This is a genomic window from Rhizobium sp. N324 (assembly GCF_001664485.1).
Lineage (GTDB): Bacteria > Pseudomonadota > Alphaproteobacteria > Rhizobiales > Rhizobiaceae > Rhizobium.
The window spans coordinates 2,448,130-2,467,198 of sequence record NZ_CP013630.1; the positions used below are offsets into that span (position 1 = coordinate 2,448,130).

19 protein-coding genes are annotated in these 19,069 nt (G+C 62.2%); 9 read left to right on the forward strand and 10 right to left on the reverse strand.

What is annotated here, in order from left to right; translation table 11 throughout:
* Positions 1-76: 76 nt before the first annotated feature.
* The 4 genes from AMK05_RS11845 (at position 77) to AMK05_RS11860 (ending at position 4,851) form a co-directional block, all read left to right on the forward strand.
* Positions 77-1,495, forward strand: coding sequence for an aminotransferase-like domain-containing protein (locus AMK05_RS11845; RefSeq protein WP_064838625.1), 1,419 nt, complete (start codon positions 77-79; stop codon positions 1,493-1,495).
* 122 nt (positions 1,496-1,617) lie between these two features.
* Complete coding sequence (locus AMK05_RS11850) at positions 1,618-2,196, forward strand: acyloxyacyl hydrolase (RefSeq protein WP_064838626.1); 579 nt, start codon at positions 1,618-1,620, stop codon at positions 2,194-2,196.
* A 170-nt stretch (positions 2,197-2,366) separates the two neighbouring features.
* Positions 2,367-4,598, forward strand: coding sequence for a phosphoribosylformylglycinamidine synthase subunit PurL (gene purL, locus AMK05_RS11855; RefSeq protein WP_064838627.1), 2,232 nt, complete (start codon positions 2,367-2,369; stop codon positions 4,596-4,598).
* A 19-nt stretch (positions 4,599-4,617) separates the two neighbouring features.
* On the forward strand, positions 4,618-4,851 hold the full coding sequence (locus tag AMK05_RS11860; RefSeq protein WP_004676237.1) for a BolA/IbaG family iron-sulfur metabolism protein: 234 nt from the start codon (positions 4,618-4,620) through the stop codon (positions 4,849-4,851).
* Positions 4,852-5,226: 375 nt separating this feature from the next.
* Here the strand turns inward: AMK05_RS11860 and AMK05_RS11865 are convergent, their stop codons facing one another.
* Complete coding sequence (locus AMK05_RS11865; protein ID WP_064838628.1) at positions 5,227-6,522, reverse strand: hypothetical protein; 1,296 nt, start codon at positions 6,520-6,522, stop codon at positions 5,227-5,229.
* Positions 6,523-6,684: 162 nt separating this feature from the next.
* Here AMK05_RS11865 and AMK05_RS11870 point away from each other — a divergent pair, with 162 nt between their 5' ends.
* The 5 genes from AMK05_RS11870 (at position 6,685) to AMK05_RS11890 (ending at position 10,626) form a co-directional block, all read left to right on the forward strand.
* Positions 6,685-6,933, forward strand: coding sequence for a hypothetical protein (locus tag AMK05_RS11870; RefSeq protein WP_064838629.1), 249 nt, complete (start codon positions 6,685-6,687; stop codon positions 6,931-6,933).
* A gap of 182 nt (positions 6,934-7,115) precedes the next feature.
* Positions 7,116-7,451 (forward strand): Grx4 family monothiol glutaredoxin, encoded by a 336-nt coding sequence (grxD, locus tag AMK05_RS11875; protein WP_003586231.1) that lies wholly within the window; start codon positions 7,116-7,118, stop codon positions 7,449-7,451.
* Positions 7,452-7,589: 138 nt separating this feature from the next.
* On the forward strand, positions 7,590-8,795 hold the full coding sequence (locus AMK05_RS11880) for a multidrug effflux MFS transporter (RefSeq protein WP_064841344.1): 1,206 nt from the start codon (positions 7,590-7,592) through the stop codon (positions 8,793-8,795).
* Between the two features lie 35 nt (positions 8,796-8,830).
* A complete protein-coding gene (locus AMK05_RS11885; RefSeq protein WP_064838630.1) occupies positions 8,831-10,111 on the forward strand; it encodes a multidrug effflux MFS transporter in 1,281 nt (426 codons plus the stop codon).
* A gap of 38 nt (positions 10,112-10,149) precedes the next feature.
* Positions 10,150-10,626 carry a GNAT family N-acetyltransferase gene (locus tag AMK05_RS11890; protein ID WP_064841345.1) on the forward strand — a complete coding sequence of 159 codons (477 nt, stop codon included), beginning with the start codon at positions 10,150-10,152 and terminating at the stop codon, positions 10,624-10,626.
* 96 nt (positions 10,627-10,722) lie between these two features.
* Here AMK05_RS11890 and AMK05_RS11895 read toward each other — a convergent pair whose 3' ends face one another.
* The 9 genes from AMK05_RS11895 to AMK05_RS11935 all read right to left on the reverse strand — a co-directional run bounded on the left by AMK05_RS11895 (position 10,723) and on the right by AMK05_RS11935 (position 19,068).
* On the reverse strand, positions 10,723-11,547 hold the full coding sequence (locus tag AMK05_RS11895; RefSeq protein WP_064838631.1) for an inositol monophosphatase family protein: 825 nt from the start codon (positions 11,545-11,547) through the stop codon (positions 10,723-10,725).
* Positions 11,548-11,588: 41 nt separating this feature from the next.
* The gene (locus AMK05_RS11900; protein ID WP_064838632.1) at positions 11,589-12,416 is read right to left on the reverse strand and encodes an inositol monophosphatase family protein; all 828 of its coding nucleotides are present in this window, start codon (positions 12,414-12,416) and stop codon (positions 11,589-11,591) included.
* A gap of 46 nt (positions 12,417-12,462) precedes the next feature.
* Positions 12,463-13,332 (reverse strand): tRNA 2-thiocytidine(32) synthetase TtcA, encoded by an 870-nt coding sequence (ttcA, locus tag AMK05_RS11905; protein WP_064838633.1) that lies wholly within the window; start codon positions 13,330-13,332, stop codon positions 12,463-12,465.
* Between the two features lie 57 nt (positions 13,333-13,389).
* Complete coding sequence (locus tag AMK05_RS11910) at positions 13,390-14,319, reverse strand: glutaminase (RefSeq protein WP_064838634.1); 930 nt, start codon at positions 14,317-14,319, stop codon at positions 13,390-13,392.
* A 72-nt stretch (positions 14,320-14,391) separates the two neighbouring features.
* On the reverse strand, positions 14,392-15,009 hold the full coding sequence (gene rpsD / locus AMK05_RS11915; protein WP_004676212.1) for a 30S ribosomal protein S4: 618 nt from the start codon (positions 15,007-15,009) through the stop codon (positions 14,392-14,394).
* A 254-nt stretch (positions 15,010-15,263) separates the two neighbouring features.
* Positions 15,264-15,734, reverse strand: coding sequence for a GNAT family N-acetyltransferase (locus AMK05_RS11920; protein WP_064838635.1), 471 nt, complete (start codon positions 15,732-15,734; stop codon positions 15,264-15,266).
* Positions 15,735-15,815: 81 nt separating this feature from the next.
* On the reverse strand, positions 15,816-17,330 hold the full coding sequence (locus AMK05_RS11925) for an ATP-binding protein (RefSeq protein ID WP_064838636.1): 1,515 nt from the start codon (positions 17,328-17,330) through the stop codon (positions 15,816-15,818).
* 126 nt (positions 17,331-17,456) lie between these two features.
* On the reverse strand, positions 17,457-18,257 hold the full coding sequence (murI, locus tag AMK05_RS11930; RefSeq protein ID WP_064838637.1) for a glutamate racemase: 801 nt from the start codon (positions 18,255-18,257) through the stop codon (positions 17,457-17,459).
* The gene (locus tag AMK05_RS11935) at positions 18,238-19,068 is read right to left on the reverse strand and encodes an RNA methyltransferase (protein ID WP_064838638.1); all 831 of its coding nucleotides are present in this window, start codon (positions 19,066-19,068) and stop codon (positions 18,238-18,240) included. Before AMK05_RS11935 ends, murI begins: the two co-directional genes overlap by 20 nt.
* Position 19,069 lies beyond the last annotated feature (1 nt).

A 19,069-nucleotide genomic window follows, 5' to 3' on the forward strand; every position in this document is an offset into this window, starting at 1 on the left:
GAATCCTGTCGGTTATCCATTGGAATTGACTCTTAATCTTGACAGAGACAATGTGACAATATAGTCAATTGTCACCATGACAAATTGGCTTCCTGATCTTTCCCGCGGTTCCGGGCCGGTCTATCTCCGGCTTGCCGACAGCATCGAATCGGCGATTTCAACCGGCGCCCTGCCCGCCGGCAGCAAATTGCCGCCGCAACGCAACCTCGCCTATGATATCGGGGTGACAATCGGCACGATCGGCCGCGCTTATGCGCTGGTGCACGAACGTGGCCTGGTCGCCGGCGAGGTCGGGCGCGGCACTTATGTGCTGAACCGCTCGGAGACGCCGCCCGGCGAACAGGCCGACCCGTTGACGGTCTCGCTCGGCAGCACCCGCCTCCGCGATGCGCCGGCAAACAAGATCCGCTTCGACACCACCGCCGCCCCCGATCTCGGCCAGGGCAAGATCATAGCCGGCATCCTTTCCGAGATCGGCGAGCAGCATCTTGCCGAAATCTCCTCCTATTCCCGCAGTTTTCCGGGCAACTGGTTCGAGGCCGGCCGCCGCTGGCTGGCCCGCAGCGGCTGGACGCCGGAAGCCGAAAACATCGTGCCGACGCTCGGCGCCCATGCGGCGGCGGTCGCCGTCATCGCCGCCGTCTCGGTCCCGGGCGACAAGATCGTCTTCGAGGACCTCACCTATACCCAGGTCAGCCGCAGCGCTCGCCTTCTCGGCCGCCGCACGCTGACGGTCGATTCCGATGAACACGGTGTGATCCCGGAGGATTTTGAGCGGCTCTGCCAGCAGCAGCATCCAAAGCTCGCCTTCCTCATGCCGACCATCCACAATCCCACCGTGACGATCATGCCCTATGAACGGCGTGCGGCAATTGCTGCAATCGCCAGGAAACACGGCGTCTGGCTGATCGAGGACGATCTCTACGGCGGCATGGCCGACGACGACACGCCGCTCATCGCCTCGCTAGCACCCGATCGCACCTTCCTCGTCAGCGGCCTGTCGAAATCCGTCGCCGCCGGGGTACGCGGCGGCTGGGTCGCCTGCCCGCCGCATTTCGCCCAGCGCATCAGGGTAACGCACAGGATGATCACCGGTGGGCTGCCCTTCATCCTGGCGGAAACCTGTGCGCGTCTCGTCGAAAGCGGCACGGCGCACGCGATCCGCAAACAGAGTGTCGAAGAACTCTCCCGACGCGTCCGGCTCGCCCGCGAGCAACTGCAAGGCTTCGATTTCCAATCGCACCCGCACGCGCCTTTCCTCTGGCTGAAACTGCCGGAGCCATGGATGTCCGGCACGTTCAAGAACGCCGCCTACCGCGATGGCGTCCTGGTCGATGACGAGGATGAGTTCAAGGCAGCGCGCGGCGAGAAAATCTATCACCGCGTTCGCATCGGCTTCTCCTCGCCGAAATCGGAGCAGGAACTGGTCTCCGGCCTGATGATCCTGCGGCGGCTGCTGGAAAATGGCGGCTCCGCCTATGATGGTGAAATATGAGGTGTTGCAGATACACGTCATAAATCGGAAAAACGCTGAAGCCGGTTCGCAATCGCTTCACCGACTCAACCTCCATGCTACCTCTTTGTTATTCCCGCCTGACGCGAATCAAAGGACAGCAAATGAGGGTCGACTTTGGAAGGATCGCGTCGCGTTTTTTGAGTACGGCGTCGTTGGCGGCGGTGGCCGGCACCTTGCTGGCAGGCTCGGCGAATGCCGGCGAGCAGATATTCGATGAACTGCGTTTCGGCCTCTCGACGTCGGTGCAATCCGGCCACTCCAGGGAAGACGGCGTCTTTCCCGAGATCACCGCTCTTTTCGATCCTTTCGGCTACGACGCTGCCGTCGGCTGGCAGCAGCAGTTGCTGCATTCCCGCGTCCATCTCGGCACTTCGATCGGCACATCAGGCGAGGCCACGCAATTCTTCACGGGCTTCACCTGGACCGTCAACTTCAACGAGAAGCTTTTTGCCGAAGCCGGCTTCGGCGGCGTCATCCATACCGGCGACCTCGAGGGCGATGGTGATGGCCCTGAACTCGGCTGTCGCGTTCTCTTCCACGAATATGCCGGCGCCGGCTACCGTTTCACCCCGCATTGGAACGTGATGGCCCAGATCGCCCACTCCTCGCATGCCAACCTCTGCGACGGCCCGAACGACGGCATGACACGCGCCGGCCTGCAGATCGGCTATAAGTTCTGAGCGGCGAGAGCCTTTCTGAGAAAGGCCTGCCTGCCCCTGTGAACTGCCCCCCGAAGTTGGGTGTCCAACTTCGGGAGTCTTTCACTGTGTTGACGGCGGGCTTTTTTCTGTCGCGCATCGCCGCGACATAAGCTAAAGACAGCGCAAAACGCGCCAGGGACTTTCCGCTCATGACCATTCCAAACACCATCGCGATCACGCCGGAACTCATTGCGGGCCATGGCCTGAAGCCGGACGAGTACCAGCGCATTCTGGATCTGATCGGCCGCGAACCGACCTTTACCGAGCTCGGCATCTTCTCGGCCATGTGGAACGAGCACTGCTCTTACAAATCCTCGAAGAAATGGCTGCGCACGCTGCCGACCAAGGGGCCGCGCGTCATCCAGGGCCCGGGCGAAAATGCCGGCGTCGTCGATATCGATGACGGCGATTGCGTGGTCTTCAAGATGGAGAGCCACAACCACCCCTCCTATATCGAGCCTTACCAGGGGGCTGCGACCGGCGTCGGCGGCATCCTGCGCGACGTCTTCACCATGGGCGCCCGCCCGGTCGCCGCGATGAACGCCTTGCGCTTCGGCGAGCCGGATCATCCGAAGACCCGCCACCTCGTCTCCGGCGTCGTCTCCGGTGTCGGTGGTTACGGCAATTCCTTCGGCGTGCCGACGGTCGGCGGCGAAGTCGAGTTCGATGCCCGCTATAACGGCAATATCCTTGTCAACGCCTTTGCCGCCGGCATCGCCAAATCCAACGCCATCTTCCTGTCCGAAGCTAAGGGCGTCGGCCTGCCGGTCGTCTATCTCGGCGCCAAGACCGGCCGCGACGGCGTCGGCGGCGCAACGATGGCCTCGGCCGAATTCGACGAATCGATCGAGGAAAAGCGCCCGACCGTTCAGGTCGGCGACCCCTTCACCGAAAAATGCCTGCTCGAAGCCTGCCTCGAACTGATGCAGACCGGCGCCGTCATCGCCATCCAGGACATGGGTGCCGCCGGCCTCACCTGCTCGGCCGTCGAAATGGGCGCCAAGGGCGATCTCGGCATCCTGCTCGAACTCGATAAGGTGCCGGTGCGCGAAGAACAGATGACCGCCTACGAAATGATGCTGTCGGAAAGCCAGGAGCGCATGCTCATGGTGCTGCAGCCGGAGAAGGAAGCGGAAGCCAAGGCGATCTTCGTCAAATGGGGCCTCGACTTCGCCATCGTCGGCAAGACCACAGATGATCTGCGCTTCCGCGTGATGCATCAGGGCGAGGAAGTCGCCAACCTGCCGATCAAGGATCTCGGCGATCAGGCGCCGGAATATGATCGCCCCTGGCGCGAGTCCGGCAAACATGCCCCCCTGCCCGCCAACCTCGTCGCCGCCCCTCAGGATTATGGCCAGGCGCTGCTCCAACTCGTCGGCTCCGCCAACCAGTCGAGCCGCCGCTGGGTCTACGAGCAGTATGACACGCTGATCCAGGGCAATTCGCTGCAGCTTCCGGGCGGTGACGCCGGCGTCGTGCGTGTCGACGGCCACCCGAGCAAGGCGCTCGCCTTCTCCTCCGACGTGACGCCGCGTTATGTCGAGGCCGATCCCTTCGAAGGCGGCAAGCAGGCGGTCGCCGAATGCTGGCGCAACATCACCGCCACCGGCGCCGAGCCGCTCGCCGCCACCGACAATCTCAACTTCGGCAATCCCGAAAAGCCCGAAATCATGGGCCAGTTCGTCGAGGCGGTGAAGGGCATCGGCGAAGCCTGCCGCGCCCTCGATTTCCCGATCGTCTCAGGCAACGTCTCGCTCTACAACGAGACCAACGGCGTCGCCATCCTGCCGACCCCGACGATTGCAGGCGTCGGCCTGCTGCCGGATTGGCGCAAGATGGCCCGCATCGGTGCCGCCAGTGACGGCGACAAGGTGATCATGATCGGCGTCGACGGCAGCCATCTCGGCCAGTCGGTCTATCTCCGCGATGTGCTCGCCAGCCGCGAAGGTCCCGCCCCCGAGGTGGATCTGTTTGCCGAGCGCCGCAACGGCGATTTCGTCCGTTCCGTCATCCGCAACGGCCAGGCGACCGCCTGCCACGACATCTCCTCTGGCGGCCTTGCCGTAGCGCTCGCCGAAATGGCGATGGCGTCGGACAAGGGCCTGACGATCGATCTCAGCGAAAGCAAAGGTGCGCCGCATGCGCTGCTCTTCGGTGAAGACCAGGCACGATACGTGCTGACGATCCCAGCCGATGTCGCCGATTTCGTCTGCGCCAATGCCGAAGGCGCGGGCGTTCCTTTCCGCCGTCTCGGCACGGTCGGGGGAACGTCGCTTGCCGTCGGGGATCTCATCGCGCTGCCGATTCAGCAATTGCGCGATGCCCATGAATCGTGGTTCCCTGATTTCATGGAAGGCCGCGGCGAACTGGCTGCGGAATAATGCGCAAGGAGTAACGATCATGGCCATGAAACCCGGCGATATCGAAGACATGATCAAGGCTGGGATTCCCGGTGCCAAGGTGACGATCCGCGATCTGGCGGGCGACGGCGACCACTACGCCGCCGAAGTCGTCGCCGAAGCCTTCCGCGGCAAGAGCCGCGTGCAGCAGCACCAGATGGTCTACGAAGCACTGAAGGGCAATATGGGCGGCGTGTTGCACGCACTCGCGCTGCAGACCTCGGCGCCGGATTGACCGGCTGCGATGAACCGGCCCGGCAGGAAGACTTTTCCTGCCAGGCCCTTGTTTTTTGCGGACGCGCGGTGATTCCCAAAGACGTCCGGATTTACGGCGCCCTCAGTTCCAACCTCCCTCATTCCTGTCCTCGGGCTTTGACCTGAGGGATGTCACAGGAATCCAGCCACCGCGCGTCGGCGCGGTGATTGACTCACCTGTTTCGAAGGTCTTTCGCGCCCAAGGACTTGGGCGCACTGGATTCCTGTGGCGAGCACAGGAATGAGGAGTGCGCAGTAACGGTCTAACCTAAATCGAGCACTTCACGTGAGGACTGCTCTTGCCTAAAAGGCTCGACGTGTCTCCCAGCATCTCGCTACCCGGATAGCACAACCCTCACCCGGGCATTCTCTTAGCGTCCGAATCGGCAAATACCGACGCCGGCGTCGGACCCGATGTCATCAGCGTGAAGTCGAAAGGCGCCTGCAGATCCGGCCCCAGCACATATTGCCGGTGGACGCGCAGCTGGTCCTTTCGGATCCTGCGGTAGCGCTCGCGCGTCAGCATCTGCTTGACGCGGATCAGGATCATCTTTGCCGGCGGTGCATCGGCATGGCCGGACACGGCGACGACCGGCACCTTGTAGAAATTGATCGAATCCGTCAGGCACTGCACGTCGAGCCAGGAAATATCCGGACAGCAGGCGATCAGCCCGACACGGGCGCGCAGCATCCTTGCCGATGACAGCAGCGCGCATTGCAGAATGGCGCTGCCGAGAGTTGCAAACACCACGCGTTTGCCCTTGAAAATCTCCGGCTCCCTTTCCAGCAAGATGCCGATGACATGGGCGGCCACATTCGATCCCATGCTGTGCGAGGAGATCACATACTCGTCTGCTTCTTCGGTGAGGGCCTCACGCACGGCCGTCGCCCGGTCTTCCAGCCAGTCGTTGAAATCGGCCCGATCCATCCGGCCGAGCGCCACCGCCATTTTCCAATCGGCAAAAAGATGCAGCGTATGAAAGCGTTCGGAAAACGGCAGGAAGGCGAAAATGAAGAAGCAGAGCCCCAGCGGCCCGCTCCAGAGCATGTGCCAGGGAGAAAAGCCGAGACTATAGGGCATGACGGCGATCTGCGCCGTCAGCGCCATCGCCAGTGCAGTCAGCAGAAACGGAAAGAGGAAGAACAGGCCGAAGCGCCAGGCATGACGGAAATATCCCCGCATCCCGCCTTCGAGCATGATCTGAGCGCAACTGCGAAAGCCTGCAATGATCTGGCTCACAGTGTTGCCGCTGCGCAGGCTGCGGACGAACATATCGTGATCGACCATGTGGATCCGGCTCTTCGCCTGCCAACCGGGAGAACCGGTTTCCCCGGACGCCGCATTGCCGGCTGTCCCGGACGCCGCATTGCCGGCTGTCCCGGACGCCGCATCGCCGGCTGTCCCGGACGCCGCATCGCCGGCTGTCCCGGACGCCGCATCGCCGGCTGTCCCAGGCGCCCCGCCACCGTCCGTCGTGACTTCGAAACTCAGGGGATCGCTTCCCGCCGCAAAGGCTCCGATCTCAACCGAATAGCCCCAGACAGCAGCGCTCTGCTTGGCAGAACGTTCGTAGCGCGCCCTGTGGGCGGCGCCATCGAGCGGCTCGAAGCCGGGGAAATGCAGGACGACCCGCTTCTCGATCAGTTTCATTCCACCTTCCGGCCGGCGAATGGCCGGCATGTTGCTGCGATCCGGCTGCTCCGCCGCCAATATCGGCAAAATGCAGCTTTGGTCTCGAAGCCGCCTTGCTAACCGAACTCATCCGGAATTCAATAGCAGGCATGTCGTTTCCACCATGAACGGAGGGGTTTTGTGGCCGATCTTGTCAAAGAATTGATATCGGGCGTCGTCGACAGCGTGCTGAAGGAAATCCTGAAGAAAACCACCGGCCGCACCGCGACGAAGCGCAAGAAGCGTAAAACGCGCAATGCATCGGCGACCGCCGCAGCGCGCAAGCGAGGCTCGACCGCCCGCAAGACGGCGGCGACACGCAAACCCGCCCGCAAACAGGTCAGCAAGCGCCGCACCGCCGCCGTCCGCAGCCGTCAGCGTCGCAGTTGAGGCTGGCGCGCAGCGCCTATCTCGCCCATCAACCGTAACGCGACGGCAACAATCCCGGAGTGGCCTGACCAGATTGGTCTTTTTTTGGTTTGGGCGGGTGGAATTCCTGCCGCCACATGCTATCTAAAGACAACGATTGAAACGGCGGGCCTTTAACCCGCCTGTTGAAAGGATCAGGTTCTATGAGCGGCATTCACGAATTCATCGACAACGAAATCAAGAGCAACGACGTCGTCCTCTTCATGAAGGGCACGCCGCAGTTTCCGCAGTGCGGTTTCTCCGGGCAGGTCGTGCAGATTCTCGATTACATCGGCGTCGACTACAAAGGCGTCAACGTGCTCGCCGATTCGGAGATCCGCCAAGGGATCAAGGAATATTCCAACTGGCCGACGATCCCGCAGCTTTACATCAAGGGTGAGTTTGTCGGCGGCTGCGACATCGTCCGGGAAATGTTCCAGGCCGGTGAGTTGCAGCAGCATCTCCAGGAAAACGGCATCACCGTGCGCGGCGCCGCCTGACCGGTCACCGGACGTCCGCCCGGTTTCCAAATCTGTAATCTTGAGTCCGAGGCGCTGCGGCTAGCAGCGCCTTAGCCTGTTTATGGGAAATTCATTGTGACAGATTCATCACAAGCCGTGTCCGCGGGCCGCCTGCCCATGGGCAAGCGTGAATTTATCGCGCTTGCCGCCTTTCTCATGGCCGTCAACTCCTTGGCGATCGATATCATGCTGCCGGCCCTGCAGCAGATCGGCGCGAGCCTCGGCGTCGAGAGTGAAAATCACCGCCAGTTCGTCGTCTCCACCTATCTGCTCGGCTTCGGCTGTGCCCAATTGTTCTACGGGCCGCTGTCTGACCGTTTCGGCCGCCGCACGCCGCTGTTGGTCGGTCTCGTCATCTACATTCTTTCCGCCGTCAGTATCGTCTTCGTCCCCTCCTTCGCGGGCTTGCTCGCCCTGCGCTTCGTCCAGGGCGTCGGTTCGGCGGCAACCCGTGTCATCACCGTCTCCATTGTGCGCGATATCTATGGCGGCCGGCAGATGGCCGAAGTCATGTCGCTGATCATGATGGTCTTCATGATCGTGCCGGTGATTGCACCCGGCACCGGCCAGATCGTCATGTTCTTCGGCAACTGGCACCTGATCTTCCTCTTCATCGCCGCCATGGCGACTGCAATCGCCGTCTGGGCCTATCTCCGCCTGCCGGAGACCCTGCATCCGACCAATGTCCGCCCCTTCACCGCCCGCTCGATCTTCGGCGCCTTCAAGCTGGTGCTGACCAATCGCATCGCCCTCTGCTACACCATCGCCAGCACCTTCATCTTCGGCGCGCTGTTCGGCTTCATCAATTCGGCCCAGCAGGTCTATGTCGGCATTTACGATCTCGGCGTCTATTTCCCCTTCGCCTTTGCCGGCGTGGCGATCTTCATGTCGCTGTCGTCCTTCTTCAACTCGCGCTTCGTCGGCAAGCTCGGCATGCGCCGCTTGTCGCACGGTTCGCTCATCGGCTTCATCACCATCAACACCATCTGGCTGATCGTCCAGATGGCGAGCGCCGAGCCAATGCCGTTTGCGCTGTTCATCTCCTTCTTCGGCCTGGCCATGTTCCAGTTCGGCTGGATCGGCTCGAACTTCAATTCGCTCGCCATGGAGCCGCTCGGCCACGTCGCCGGCACCGCCTCCTCCGTCCTCGGCTTCATGAGCACGGTCGGCGGCGCCCTGATCGGCGCCGGCATCGGCCAGGCCTTCGACGGCACCGCGCTGCCGATGGTCGCCGGTTATTTCATCGTGTCGATCATCGGGCTTATCTTCGTGCTGATCGCCGAAAAGGGCCGCCTCTTTCAGCAGCAGAATCCTGCCGTCTGAACGGCCCACCTCCTCCGCATCCGGGATTTCACCACATGACGCCGCCGCATAAACCGCACCAGGAAAACCAGGGCTCCCGCCGCATCGGCATGGGTTTCGGCGAGTTCGTCGTCACCATTGCCATCATGACCGCCAGCATCGCCATGGCCATCGACAGCATGCTGCCGGCATTGCCCAATATCGGCCATTCCCTCGGCGTCACCAACACCAACGACGCGCAGCTCATCATCGGCGTGTTCTTCCTGGGCTTCGGCGTCTCGCAGATATTCTTCGGCAGCCTTTCGGATACGTTCGGCCGCCGCAACATTTTGCTTGGCGGCCTGGTTTGCTACGTGGTTGGAATGTTTGCCGCCGCAGCAACCGGCAGTTTCGAAATGCTGCTCCTCATGCGCTTCGTTCAGGGCGTGGGCGGTGCCGCCGTGCGCATCACCACCATGGCCATCGTGCGCGACTGCTTCGGCGGCCGCGAGATGGCGCGTGTCATGTCCTATGTCATGATCGTCTTCATGATCGTGCCGATCGTCGCGCCATCCATCGGCCAGCTCATCATCCTCTATGCCAACTGGCACTGGATCTTCATCCTGCTCGGCATCACCGCCACCATCCTGTTCATCTGGGCGTTCCTGCGCCTGAAGGAATCGCTGCCGCCGGAAGAGCGCCTGCCGCTGTCGGTCGGTTCCGTCCTCGACGGCTTCAAGACCGTGCTCACCAACCGCATCACCTGCGGCTACATGGTTGGCCTCACCATGTTCACCGGCGTCATCAGCGCCTATGTGATCTCGGTGCAGCAGGTTTTCGGCGAGGTCTATGGCCTCGGCGACTGGCTGCCGATCGCCTTTGCGGCGACCGCCGGCGGCATCGCCGTCGCCAATTTCGCCAACGGCTTCTTCGTCCGCAAATTCGGCATGCGCCGCATCTCGCACGCCGCCCTGCTGATCTTTACGGCGCTGTCGGCTCTCGGCTTCTTCATTTCGCTGGCCGCCAAGCCGGATTTCGCCATCGCCTATGGCATCTTCACGATCGTGCTGATGATGTTTGCCGTCATCGCCACCAATTTCACCGCCATCAGCCTGGAGCCGATGGGCAATCTCGCCGGCACCGCCACCGCCGTCACCGGCTTCGTCTCAACGACATTCGGAGCCATTCTCGGCGGCCTGGTCGGCCAGATGTTCAACGGCACGGTCCAGCCCCTCCTCGGCGGCTTCGCGCTGTTCGGCGTGGTGACGATCGCCGCCACCCTCTGGGCTGAAAACGGAAAGCTCTTCACCCACCCGGGCGACAGCCCGCAGCTCGATCCGGGTGCGGCCCACTTCTGACGGTGACAATCATCAGAGGCAACGCGAAAGGCATGGCGATGGACGACCCGATTCTGATCAGGCCTTACGCGCCAAGCGACGCGGACGCGACGATTGAGATTTTTCTGCGCGCCATCCAGGAAGTCTCGTCGAAAGACTATTCGCCTGCTCAGATCGAAGCTTGGGCAAAGGTCGAAGATCGCAGTCTTTGGGCGGAGCGAAGGATAAGCAGGCCAGCCTGGATCGCGGAAATCGATGGCGCGACGGTGGGCTTTTCCGATCTGACCGGCGACGGATGTCTGGATATGATGTTCGTCCACCCTGAGTTCCAGGGACTCGGAATTGCAAGCCGCCTCTTAGGCAGGGTGGAGGAGCAAGCTCTGAAGCTCGGCTTCAAGCGAATTTATACGGAAGCCAGCAGAACCGCCCGCCCGTTTTTCGAAGGCAAGGGTTTCCGTGTGATAACCAGGCAAACCGTCGAGAAACGCGGGCAAAGCCTGGAGAATTTCCTCATGGAAAAGCTCTACGCGGAATAGGGCCGAACTACCGATACGCGTCATCGAACGAAGCCGGCGGCCCCCGTTGCAGGCTACCTCAGCAAAATCGGCGTCCTGCGGCCCGGTTGCATGCCTTCAGACCGTGACGACCTCACGGCGCAGCAGCTCCCACGAGGCCTTGTCGGGCGCAACCAGCAGCCCGCCATCGAGATGGTGCGGCAGGTACGGAGAACCGTCGAAACGGGCGGCATGGGCGCCGGCCTCCTGCGAGATCAGCGTGCCGGCCAGATGATCCCAGGGCATCAGCTTGTTGTATATGAGGTAATGCACATGGCCGCCCGCAAGGGTGCGGTATTCATGGGCCGCGCAGCGGTAGTTGGTGAGAAAACGCACCTTGGCGAGATTGCCGAGAATCTCGGCCCGCTTCTCCTGCGGCAGGTAGCCGGTCGAGGCCATGCCGACCATCTGGTCGAGCGCGACAGGCTCTGCCGCGCGCAGCCGCCGTGCCTCTCCATCCGGCCGCCGCAGCCAGGCGCCGCCCCCCTTTTCCGCCATCACCCAATCGTCGCCCATCGGATCGTAGATGATGCCGGCAATCGTCTCGCCGCCTGAAATGACCGAAGCCATGACGCCGAAAGCCGGGATGCCGGACGCGAAATTGAACGTGCCGTCGACCGGATCGACGACGATGGCGAGATTGGCATCCGCGAGCCTGTCGAGCAGCGCCGGCTCGGCAGCGACCGTTTCTTCGCCCACGAACAGCGCGCCTGGCCAACGCCGCTCTGCTTCCGCCTTGATCATCCGTTCAGCCTGCTCATCGGCCTCAGTGACGAGATCGGTCGCCTCGCTCTTGGCGCGTACCTCGTCCTGGCCGAGCCGGCGAAAGCGCGGCAGGATTTCCGCCTTCGCCGCGCGGCGCAACAGATCGGCAAGAACGGTGACGTCGACAGTCGCACTCATGTCAAATCCTTTCTCGGTCCGGCCTCTTAATAAGGCTCGAATCAGATGCCGATGATCTCGCGGCGGATCAGCAGCCAGCTTTCCCTGTCGGGTGCAGAGATAATGCCGCCCGTCGTCTCACCGGGGCGATAGGGCGTGCCGTCGAATTTCGCCGTATGGCCGCCGGCCTCCTGGTGCGCGAGCACGCCGGCCAGGTGATCCCAGGGCATCAGCTTCGCATGGCCGATGAAATGCAGCTTGCCGGAGGCGACCATCCAATATTCATAGGCCGAGCAGTTGAAAGCGAAGGTCATCTTGATCTTCGCCATGTTCGCGGAGATGCGCGAGCGATCCGGGTCGTCCATATGGCCCCAGGAGATGCCGCCGACCATCTGGTTCAAGGCGGCAGGCTCGGCCACTCCAAGCCTGCTCGATTGCCCATCCTTCCGCGTCAGGAAGGCGCCCGCTCCCTTGATCGCCATCACCGTATCGCCGAGGACGGGATCGTGAATGATGCCGGCGACCGTTTCGCCCCTGACGGTGACCGCCAGCATCGTCCCGAAGACCGGAAGCCCGGCGGCGAAATTGAAGGTGCCGTCGACAGGATCGATGACAAAGGCGAGTTCGGCATCGGCAAGTGCCGGCACGACGGACCGGTCGGCGTCATAGGCTTCCTCGCCGACGACGAGGGCGGCGGGAAAGCGCTCTTTCAGCGCCGCGGTAATCCTGTGTTCGGCGAGCAGATCCGCCTGCGTCACCACGTCGATTGCCGAGGTCTTTTCCGAAACGTCGGCCGTGCCGAGATTGCGGAAACGCGGCATGATTTCAGCGCGCGCCGCCTCCTTCACGCAATCGCCGAGAAAGAGAATATCCTGATCTGAAATGCTCATACGAAATCCTGCTCTTCATGTAATAGCCAGCTGCTTAGCCGGACTTTCATGAAGGATCGGTGACATTAAGGTTGGAAAAGTCGAAGAGTTTCGGATCGAGCAGGTGCGACGGGTTCACATGCGACAGCGCACGCAGCATCGTGTCCTTGCGCCCCGGCATGCGCCGCTCGATATCGGCAAGCATATCCTTCATCGCATTGCGCTGCAGCCCGTCCTGCGAGCCGCAGAGATCGCAGGGAATGATCGGAAATTGCATCGCAACGGCGAACTTGGCGAGGTCGTCCTCGGCGGCATAGGCGAGCGGGCGAAGCACCATCAGGTCGCCCTCATCGTTCAGAAGCTTCGCCGGCATGGAGGCCAGCCGCCCGCCGTGGAAGAAGTTCATGAAGAAGGTTTCGAGAATGTCCTCGCGGTGGTGGCCAAGCACCAGGGCATCGCAGCCTTCTTCCCGGGCGACGCGATAGAGATTGCCGCGCCGCAACCGCGAACAGAGCGAGCAATAGGTCGCGCCTTCCGGCACCTTCTCTTTCACGATCGAATAGGTATCCCGATACTCGATGCGGTGCCGCACGCCGATCTTCGTCAGATAATCCGGCAGCACATGTTTGGGAAAGTTCGGCTGCCCCTGGTCGAGGTTGCAAGCGATCAGCTCGACCGGCAGCAGTCCGCGCCATTGAAGATCGAGCAGCAGCGCCAGCAGCCCGTAGGAATCCTTGCCGCCGGAAAGGCCGACCAGCCAGCGCTTTTGCCCCTTCAGCATGTCGAAATCGTCGAAGGCCTGGCGCACCTGCCTCAACAGCCGCTTGCGCAGCTTGTTGAAGGAGACCGAATGCGGCGCATCGACAAACAGCGCATGGCCGCTGGTCACGGCCTCGCCACTCTCCAATTCGTCGGCAATGTTGGTTGCGATATTCATTGCTTCGCCCTATCGAGATCTGTCTGCCTTAGCAGAAACGCGTTCGGCAACACAGCGTCAATCGCCGAAAACCGACCAACCGGTGCGCGCCGCCAGCATTTCCAGCGCCACGGCGCCGAGCTGCGAGTTGCCGACCTTGTTCAGCCCCGGCGACCATACCGCAATCGAGGCAATGCCGGGCGCAACCGCGAAGATGCCGCCGCCAACACCGCTCTTGCCGGGCAGGCCGACATGATAGGCGAAGTCGCCCGAGCCGTCGTAATGGCCGCAGGTCAGCATCAGCGCATTGATGCGCCGCGCCCGCTTCGGCGACACGACGGAATGGCCCGTCATCGGATTGCTGCCGCGCGCTGCGAGAAACAGCCCGGCGCGGGCCAGCTGCTCGCAGCTCATCGACAGCGCACATTGGTGGAAATACACGCCGAGCACGTGCTCGACGGGATGGTCGAGATTGCGGTAGGCGCGCATGAAGTTGGCGAGCGCGACATTGCGATATCCCGTCTGCGTTTCCGAACGCGCCACCTTGTCGTCGATGGTGATCGACTCGTCATCGGCGAGATAACGCACGAAGCGCAGCAGCTCGCCGATTGCCTCGCGCGGCGCATGCCCGGCCATGACCACGTCGGAAACGGCGATCGCGCCGGCATTGATGAACGGATTGCGCGGGATGCCGCTCTCGTGCTCGAGCTGGACGATCGAGTTGAAAGCCGATCCGGACGGTTCGCGCCCGACACGCTTCCACAGACCCTCTCCAACCTTGCCAAGCGCCAAGGTCAGCATGAAGACTTTGGATATGCTCTGGATCGAGAAGGCGATATCGGCATCGCCGACACGATAGACTTTGCCGTCGACGGTGACGATCGCCATGCCGAACTGCCGTGGATCGACCTTGGCAAGCTCGGGAATATAGTCGGCGACCTTACCCTCGCCGATGCGCGGCAGGATATCGGTATGGATACTATCGAGGATCGCCTGCAAATCCGCCATCGCTTCTCTCCGGATAACAAAAAAGCCGCCCGAAAGAGCGGCTTTTCCATAAGCGAAAACGCCTGGTTCTTCTTAACGCGAATAGAATTCGACGACCAGATGTGGCTCCATGACGACCGGGAACGGAACGTCGCTGAGCGTCGGGACGCGGCCGAAGGTAGCGACCATCTTGTTGTGATCGACTTCGATATAATCCGGAACGTCGCGCTCTGCGAGGCTGACGGCTTCCAGAACGGTCACCAACTGCTTCGACTTCTCGCGAACTTCGATGACATCGCCGGCCTTGCAGCGGTACGAACCGATGTTGACGCGCACGCCGTTGACGGTGACGTGGCCATGGTTGACGAACTGACGGGCAGCAAAGACCGTCGGAACGAACTTGGCGCGATAGACGATCGCATCGAGGCGCGATTCCAGCAGACCGATCAGGTTTTCCGAGGTGTCGCCCTTGCGGCGGTCGGCTTCGGCGAAGATCGCGCGGAACTGCTTTTCGCGCAGGTCACCGTAGTAGCCCTTGAGCTTCTGCTTGGCGCGCAGCTGCACACCGAAGTCCGAAAGCTTGCCCTTGCGGCGCTGGCCGTGCTGGCCCGGGCCGTATTCGCGGCGGTTCACCGGGGACTTCGGACGGCCCCAGATGTTTTCGCCCATGCGGCGGTCAATTTTATACTTGGACGATTCGCGCTTGCTCATCGTATTTCCTTTCAAAGGTTTATGCCGGTTTGTTTCCAAGCCGCGCAAAGGAAACACGCCCTCCTCTGATCTCTGCCGAGATCTGACAGGATGTTCCGGTTAGCGAACAGAAACGATCCACGGGACATGTCAAATGAAACACCGGACATTGCTGCCCGGTGCTTGGCGCGGTCTTTAGAGGGCCGTCATGAAAATGTCAACAGCCCGAGATGCCATCAACCAACTTTGCGAATATCGCGCCAGCGCTACCGATCTCATCCAGCAACAGGCTGGATTGTTTTCGCCATCTCGGAAGTTTGCACCCACCCTGTTCGGTCATAGAGCGGTCGTCCCGCCTTCGTCGTGTGCAGAATGGCGTAGGCGATCCCGCGCTGCCTGAATTCCCGATCTGCGGCATCCATGAGCAGGCGTGCGATGCCACGTTCGCGTTGCTCATGCTCGACGAACACGTTCAACACGTAGCCTCGATGATCATCGCTCGGGTGGGAGGGATGCGGTGGCCACTCGACAAGCATCAGACCAATGCCTCCCACCGAATGCCCGTCGTGTTCGGCAATGAAGCCGAAATATCGGCCATCTTGCAGGCGCGGCTTGAGCCAATCTCGAAAAGCGGGATTCATTGCAGCGATCTCACGCGCATCCCTGCCAGCTTCGGCAAACATCGCTTCGCGGTGACGGCATATGAGATCGAGGTCTTTCGGTAAAACAGGACGCATTTCGATCATTTGGCTTCTTTGTAATGTCTTCCCAAGCAGAGGACATGGGCCGTTCCAAGGCATGCGCTAAATCGAATCGGAACCTGCCACCTACTCCGCAGCCAGCGGCTGATCGCCACCGGCATCAGGCGCGTTGGCGTCGCCCGGCGCCGTCTGGCAGCCCATATCCGGGAAGGCGACGATACGCTTGCCGGAAAAATCCGTGTGCACGACGATGCTACCCTGCTCCTCGAAATAGCCGAGCAGGCGCCGTGCCCGGCGGGCGGAATGGGTGCCGTAGGCGCGGGCGATGCGGGCGTCCGACGGGCACGGCTCACCGCAGACGGCGGCCTTGGCGAGCATCAGGAAAACGCCCTGCAGGTCGTCGGTGACACCAGATGACAGCGATAGCGCCGTCGCCCACTCGTCGGTCGCGGCCGTCGCCGCATCGACACCGGAGCGCGAGATCGCCACACGCCGGCGGAAATCCGGCAGTGCGATCGGCGGTCCCGGCACGCGGCGCATGCGCAGCCGCACGAGAAAATCCTGGTAGAGCACGGCATCGGTACGGAAAGCGGAGGTTGGATCGTCGAGGATTTCGGCAAGCACGCCGGCGAGGCGCTCCTCGCGCTCTTCGGCGGAGACCTCCACCTGGCTCGCCCTCGCCTCGACAGGCGCAGGTGACGCCGCCGGCGTCGAGCGTGAGAGTTCCGCCAGTATATCGGTGGTCGGCCGCGGCGCCGGCGGGGCGCGGCGCACGAGCGGACGCTGAAACTCCTCCGGATCGGGCGTGAAGATCAGGTCCTCGACATCCTCTGGCGCATCCGGCAGCGGCATCAGCTTTGGGCTGGAGGAACGCGCCGAGGTTTCCACCGCGCCGATCTGGATCGGCAGCGGCCGGCGCGACAGCGCCGGGCCGAGGGCGACGAAATTGCCGCGCTTCAGATCGCGGAACATCTCGGCCTGGCGCCGGTCCATACCGAGCAGGTCGGCGGCGCGCGCCATGTCGATATCGAGAAAGGTGCGGCCCATCAGGAAGTTCGAGGCCTCAGCCGCGACGTTCTTGGCGAGTTTGGCAAGCCGCTGCGTGGCAATGACGCCGGCAAGCCCGCGCTTACGGCCGCGGCACATCAGGTTGGTCATCGCGCCCAGCGACATCTTGCGCGCATCTTCCGAAACGTCGCCACCGACGGACGGCGCAAACATCTGCGCTTCATCGACGACGACAAGAACGGGATACCAGTATTCGCGGTCGGCATCGAACATGCCGTTGAGGAAGGCGGCGGCCGCACGCATCTGCTGCTCGATATCGAGACCCTCAAGCGTCAGCACGCAGGACACGCGATGCTGGCGGATGCGGTTGGCAATACCAGCCAGCTCCGCCTCGGTGCGTTCGCCGTCGACGACGATATGGCCAAACCTGTCGCTGAGGGTGACGAAATCACCCTCGGGATCGATGATGACCTGCTGCACCCATTGCGCCGATTGCTCGAGCAGACGCCGCAAGAGATGCGACTTCCCCGATCCGGAATTGCCCTGCACGAGCAGACGGGTCGCCAGCAGCTCCTCGATATCGAGCGTCGCCGGGCTGCCGGACGCCAATCCCATATCGATGCCAACTTGCAATGCCGATCCTCGCGACGAAGAGACTCACATGAACGAACGCCATTCTTCCGAAACGGCAACGCCCCGTCTATCAAAGAATCTGCTGATTTTCAGGGCCGGATTTCGCCAACCCACAGGACAATTCCCTCAAGCCCTCAAGCCAAAACCCTGCATCAGCCGCCGCGTCGCGAAATCCTGTTGCCCAGAGGTGAAGACCGCGAAGTCGAAATTATCGGGATGCACGGCATCGGCAACCAGCGGAACCAGCGTGCGGGCGCGGCGCGCGATCGCTTCGGCCGGATCGAGCCAATCGACCGGCCAGGGGGCAATCCGCCGGAAAAGATTGGCCATGAAGGGATAATGGGTGCAGGCGAGCACCACGATATCGGTCTTCTGGCCGTCCTTCTCGACGAAACATTGGTTGATTTCCGCAAGCACCGCGTCATCGGAGACGGCGTCGCCGCGAATATAGGCTTCGGCCATACGCGCCAGGTTCTCCGAGCCGACGAGGCGGACATGGCACTGCTGCGCGAAGGACTGGATGAGATCGCGCGTATAGGCCCGCTTCACCGTGCCCGGCGTTGCGAGCACCGAGACGAGGCCGGAGCGCGTGCGCTCCGCCGCCGGCTTGATCGCCGGGACGGTGCCGACGAAGGTCATCTGGGGAAAGGCGGCGCGCAGATCGGCGCCGACCAGCGTGAAGGCGGTGTTGCAGGCAATGATGCAAACTTCGGGGTCGTGCTCCGCAAGCAGCCGGCCGAAGAGCCCGATCACACGCTCCTTCAGCGCCTGCTCCTCCCAGCCGCCATAGGGAAAGCCGGCATCGTCGGCGACATAGATGAAGCCGCGCTCCGGCATCAGCACACGCGCCTCGCGCAGCACGGTCAGCCCACCGATGCCGGAATCGAAGAGCAGTATGGGTTTCAGCTCACGCGTCGTTGCTGTCATCTGGCGGTGTTTCCTTGGCCGATGTCGGGAACCTACCGCCGCGCGGGCTCTTGCGCGAGAAGCGGTCGAGGGAAGAGATGACGCCGCGCAACACGCTGATTTCCTGCTCCGTGAAAGCCCGGCGGGATAGAACTGCACGCAGATTGTCGACCATTTTGGGCTTTTTCCCGGCAGGATGGAAATAACCGCGCGCATCGAGCGCGTCTTCCAACTGATCGAACAGACCGAACAATTGCTCCTTGGTCGAGGGCGTCTGCCCAATTGCCTGGAAGGGCACGGCGCCAATATCCTCCATGCCGGACTTCATCCATTCATAAGACATCAGCAGCACGGCCTGGGCGATATTCAGCGAGGCAAAGGCCGGATTGACGGGAAAGGTGACGATCTCGTCGGCCAGCGCCACTTCCTCATTGGTCAGCCCCCAGCGCTCGCGCCCGAAGAGAATGCCGGTGCCCTCGCCCGCGCGGAATTTCGCCCTCAGCGTCTCGGCGGCAATGACCGGGGAGCGCACCGGCTTATAACCGTCGCGCTCGCGCGCCGTCGTCGCATAAACGAAGTTGAGATCGGCGACCGCCTGCTCCAGCGTGTCGTAGACCTTCGTTGCCGTGATCACATGATCAGCCTTGGAGGCGGTCGCCAGCGCTTTTTCGTTCGGCCAGCCGTCACGCGGATTGACGAGGCGCAGTTCTGCCAGACCGAAATTCGCCATGGCGCGCGCCACCATGCCGATATTCTCGCCCATCTGCGGCTCGACCAGAATAATGGCCGGCCCTTCGGCCAGAAGTTGACGCTCGCTGTTCGTGCCTGCCATG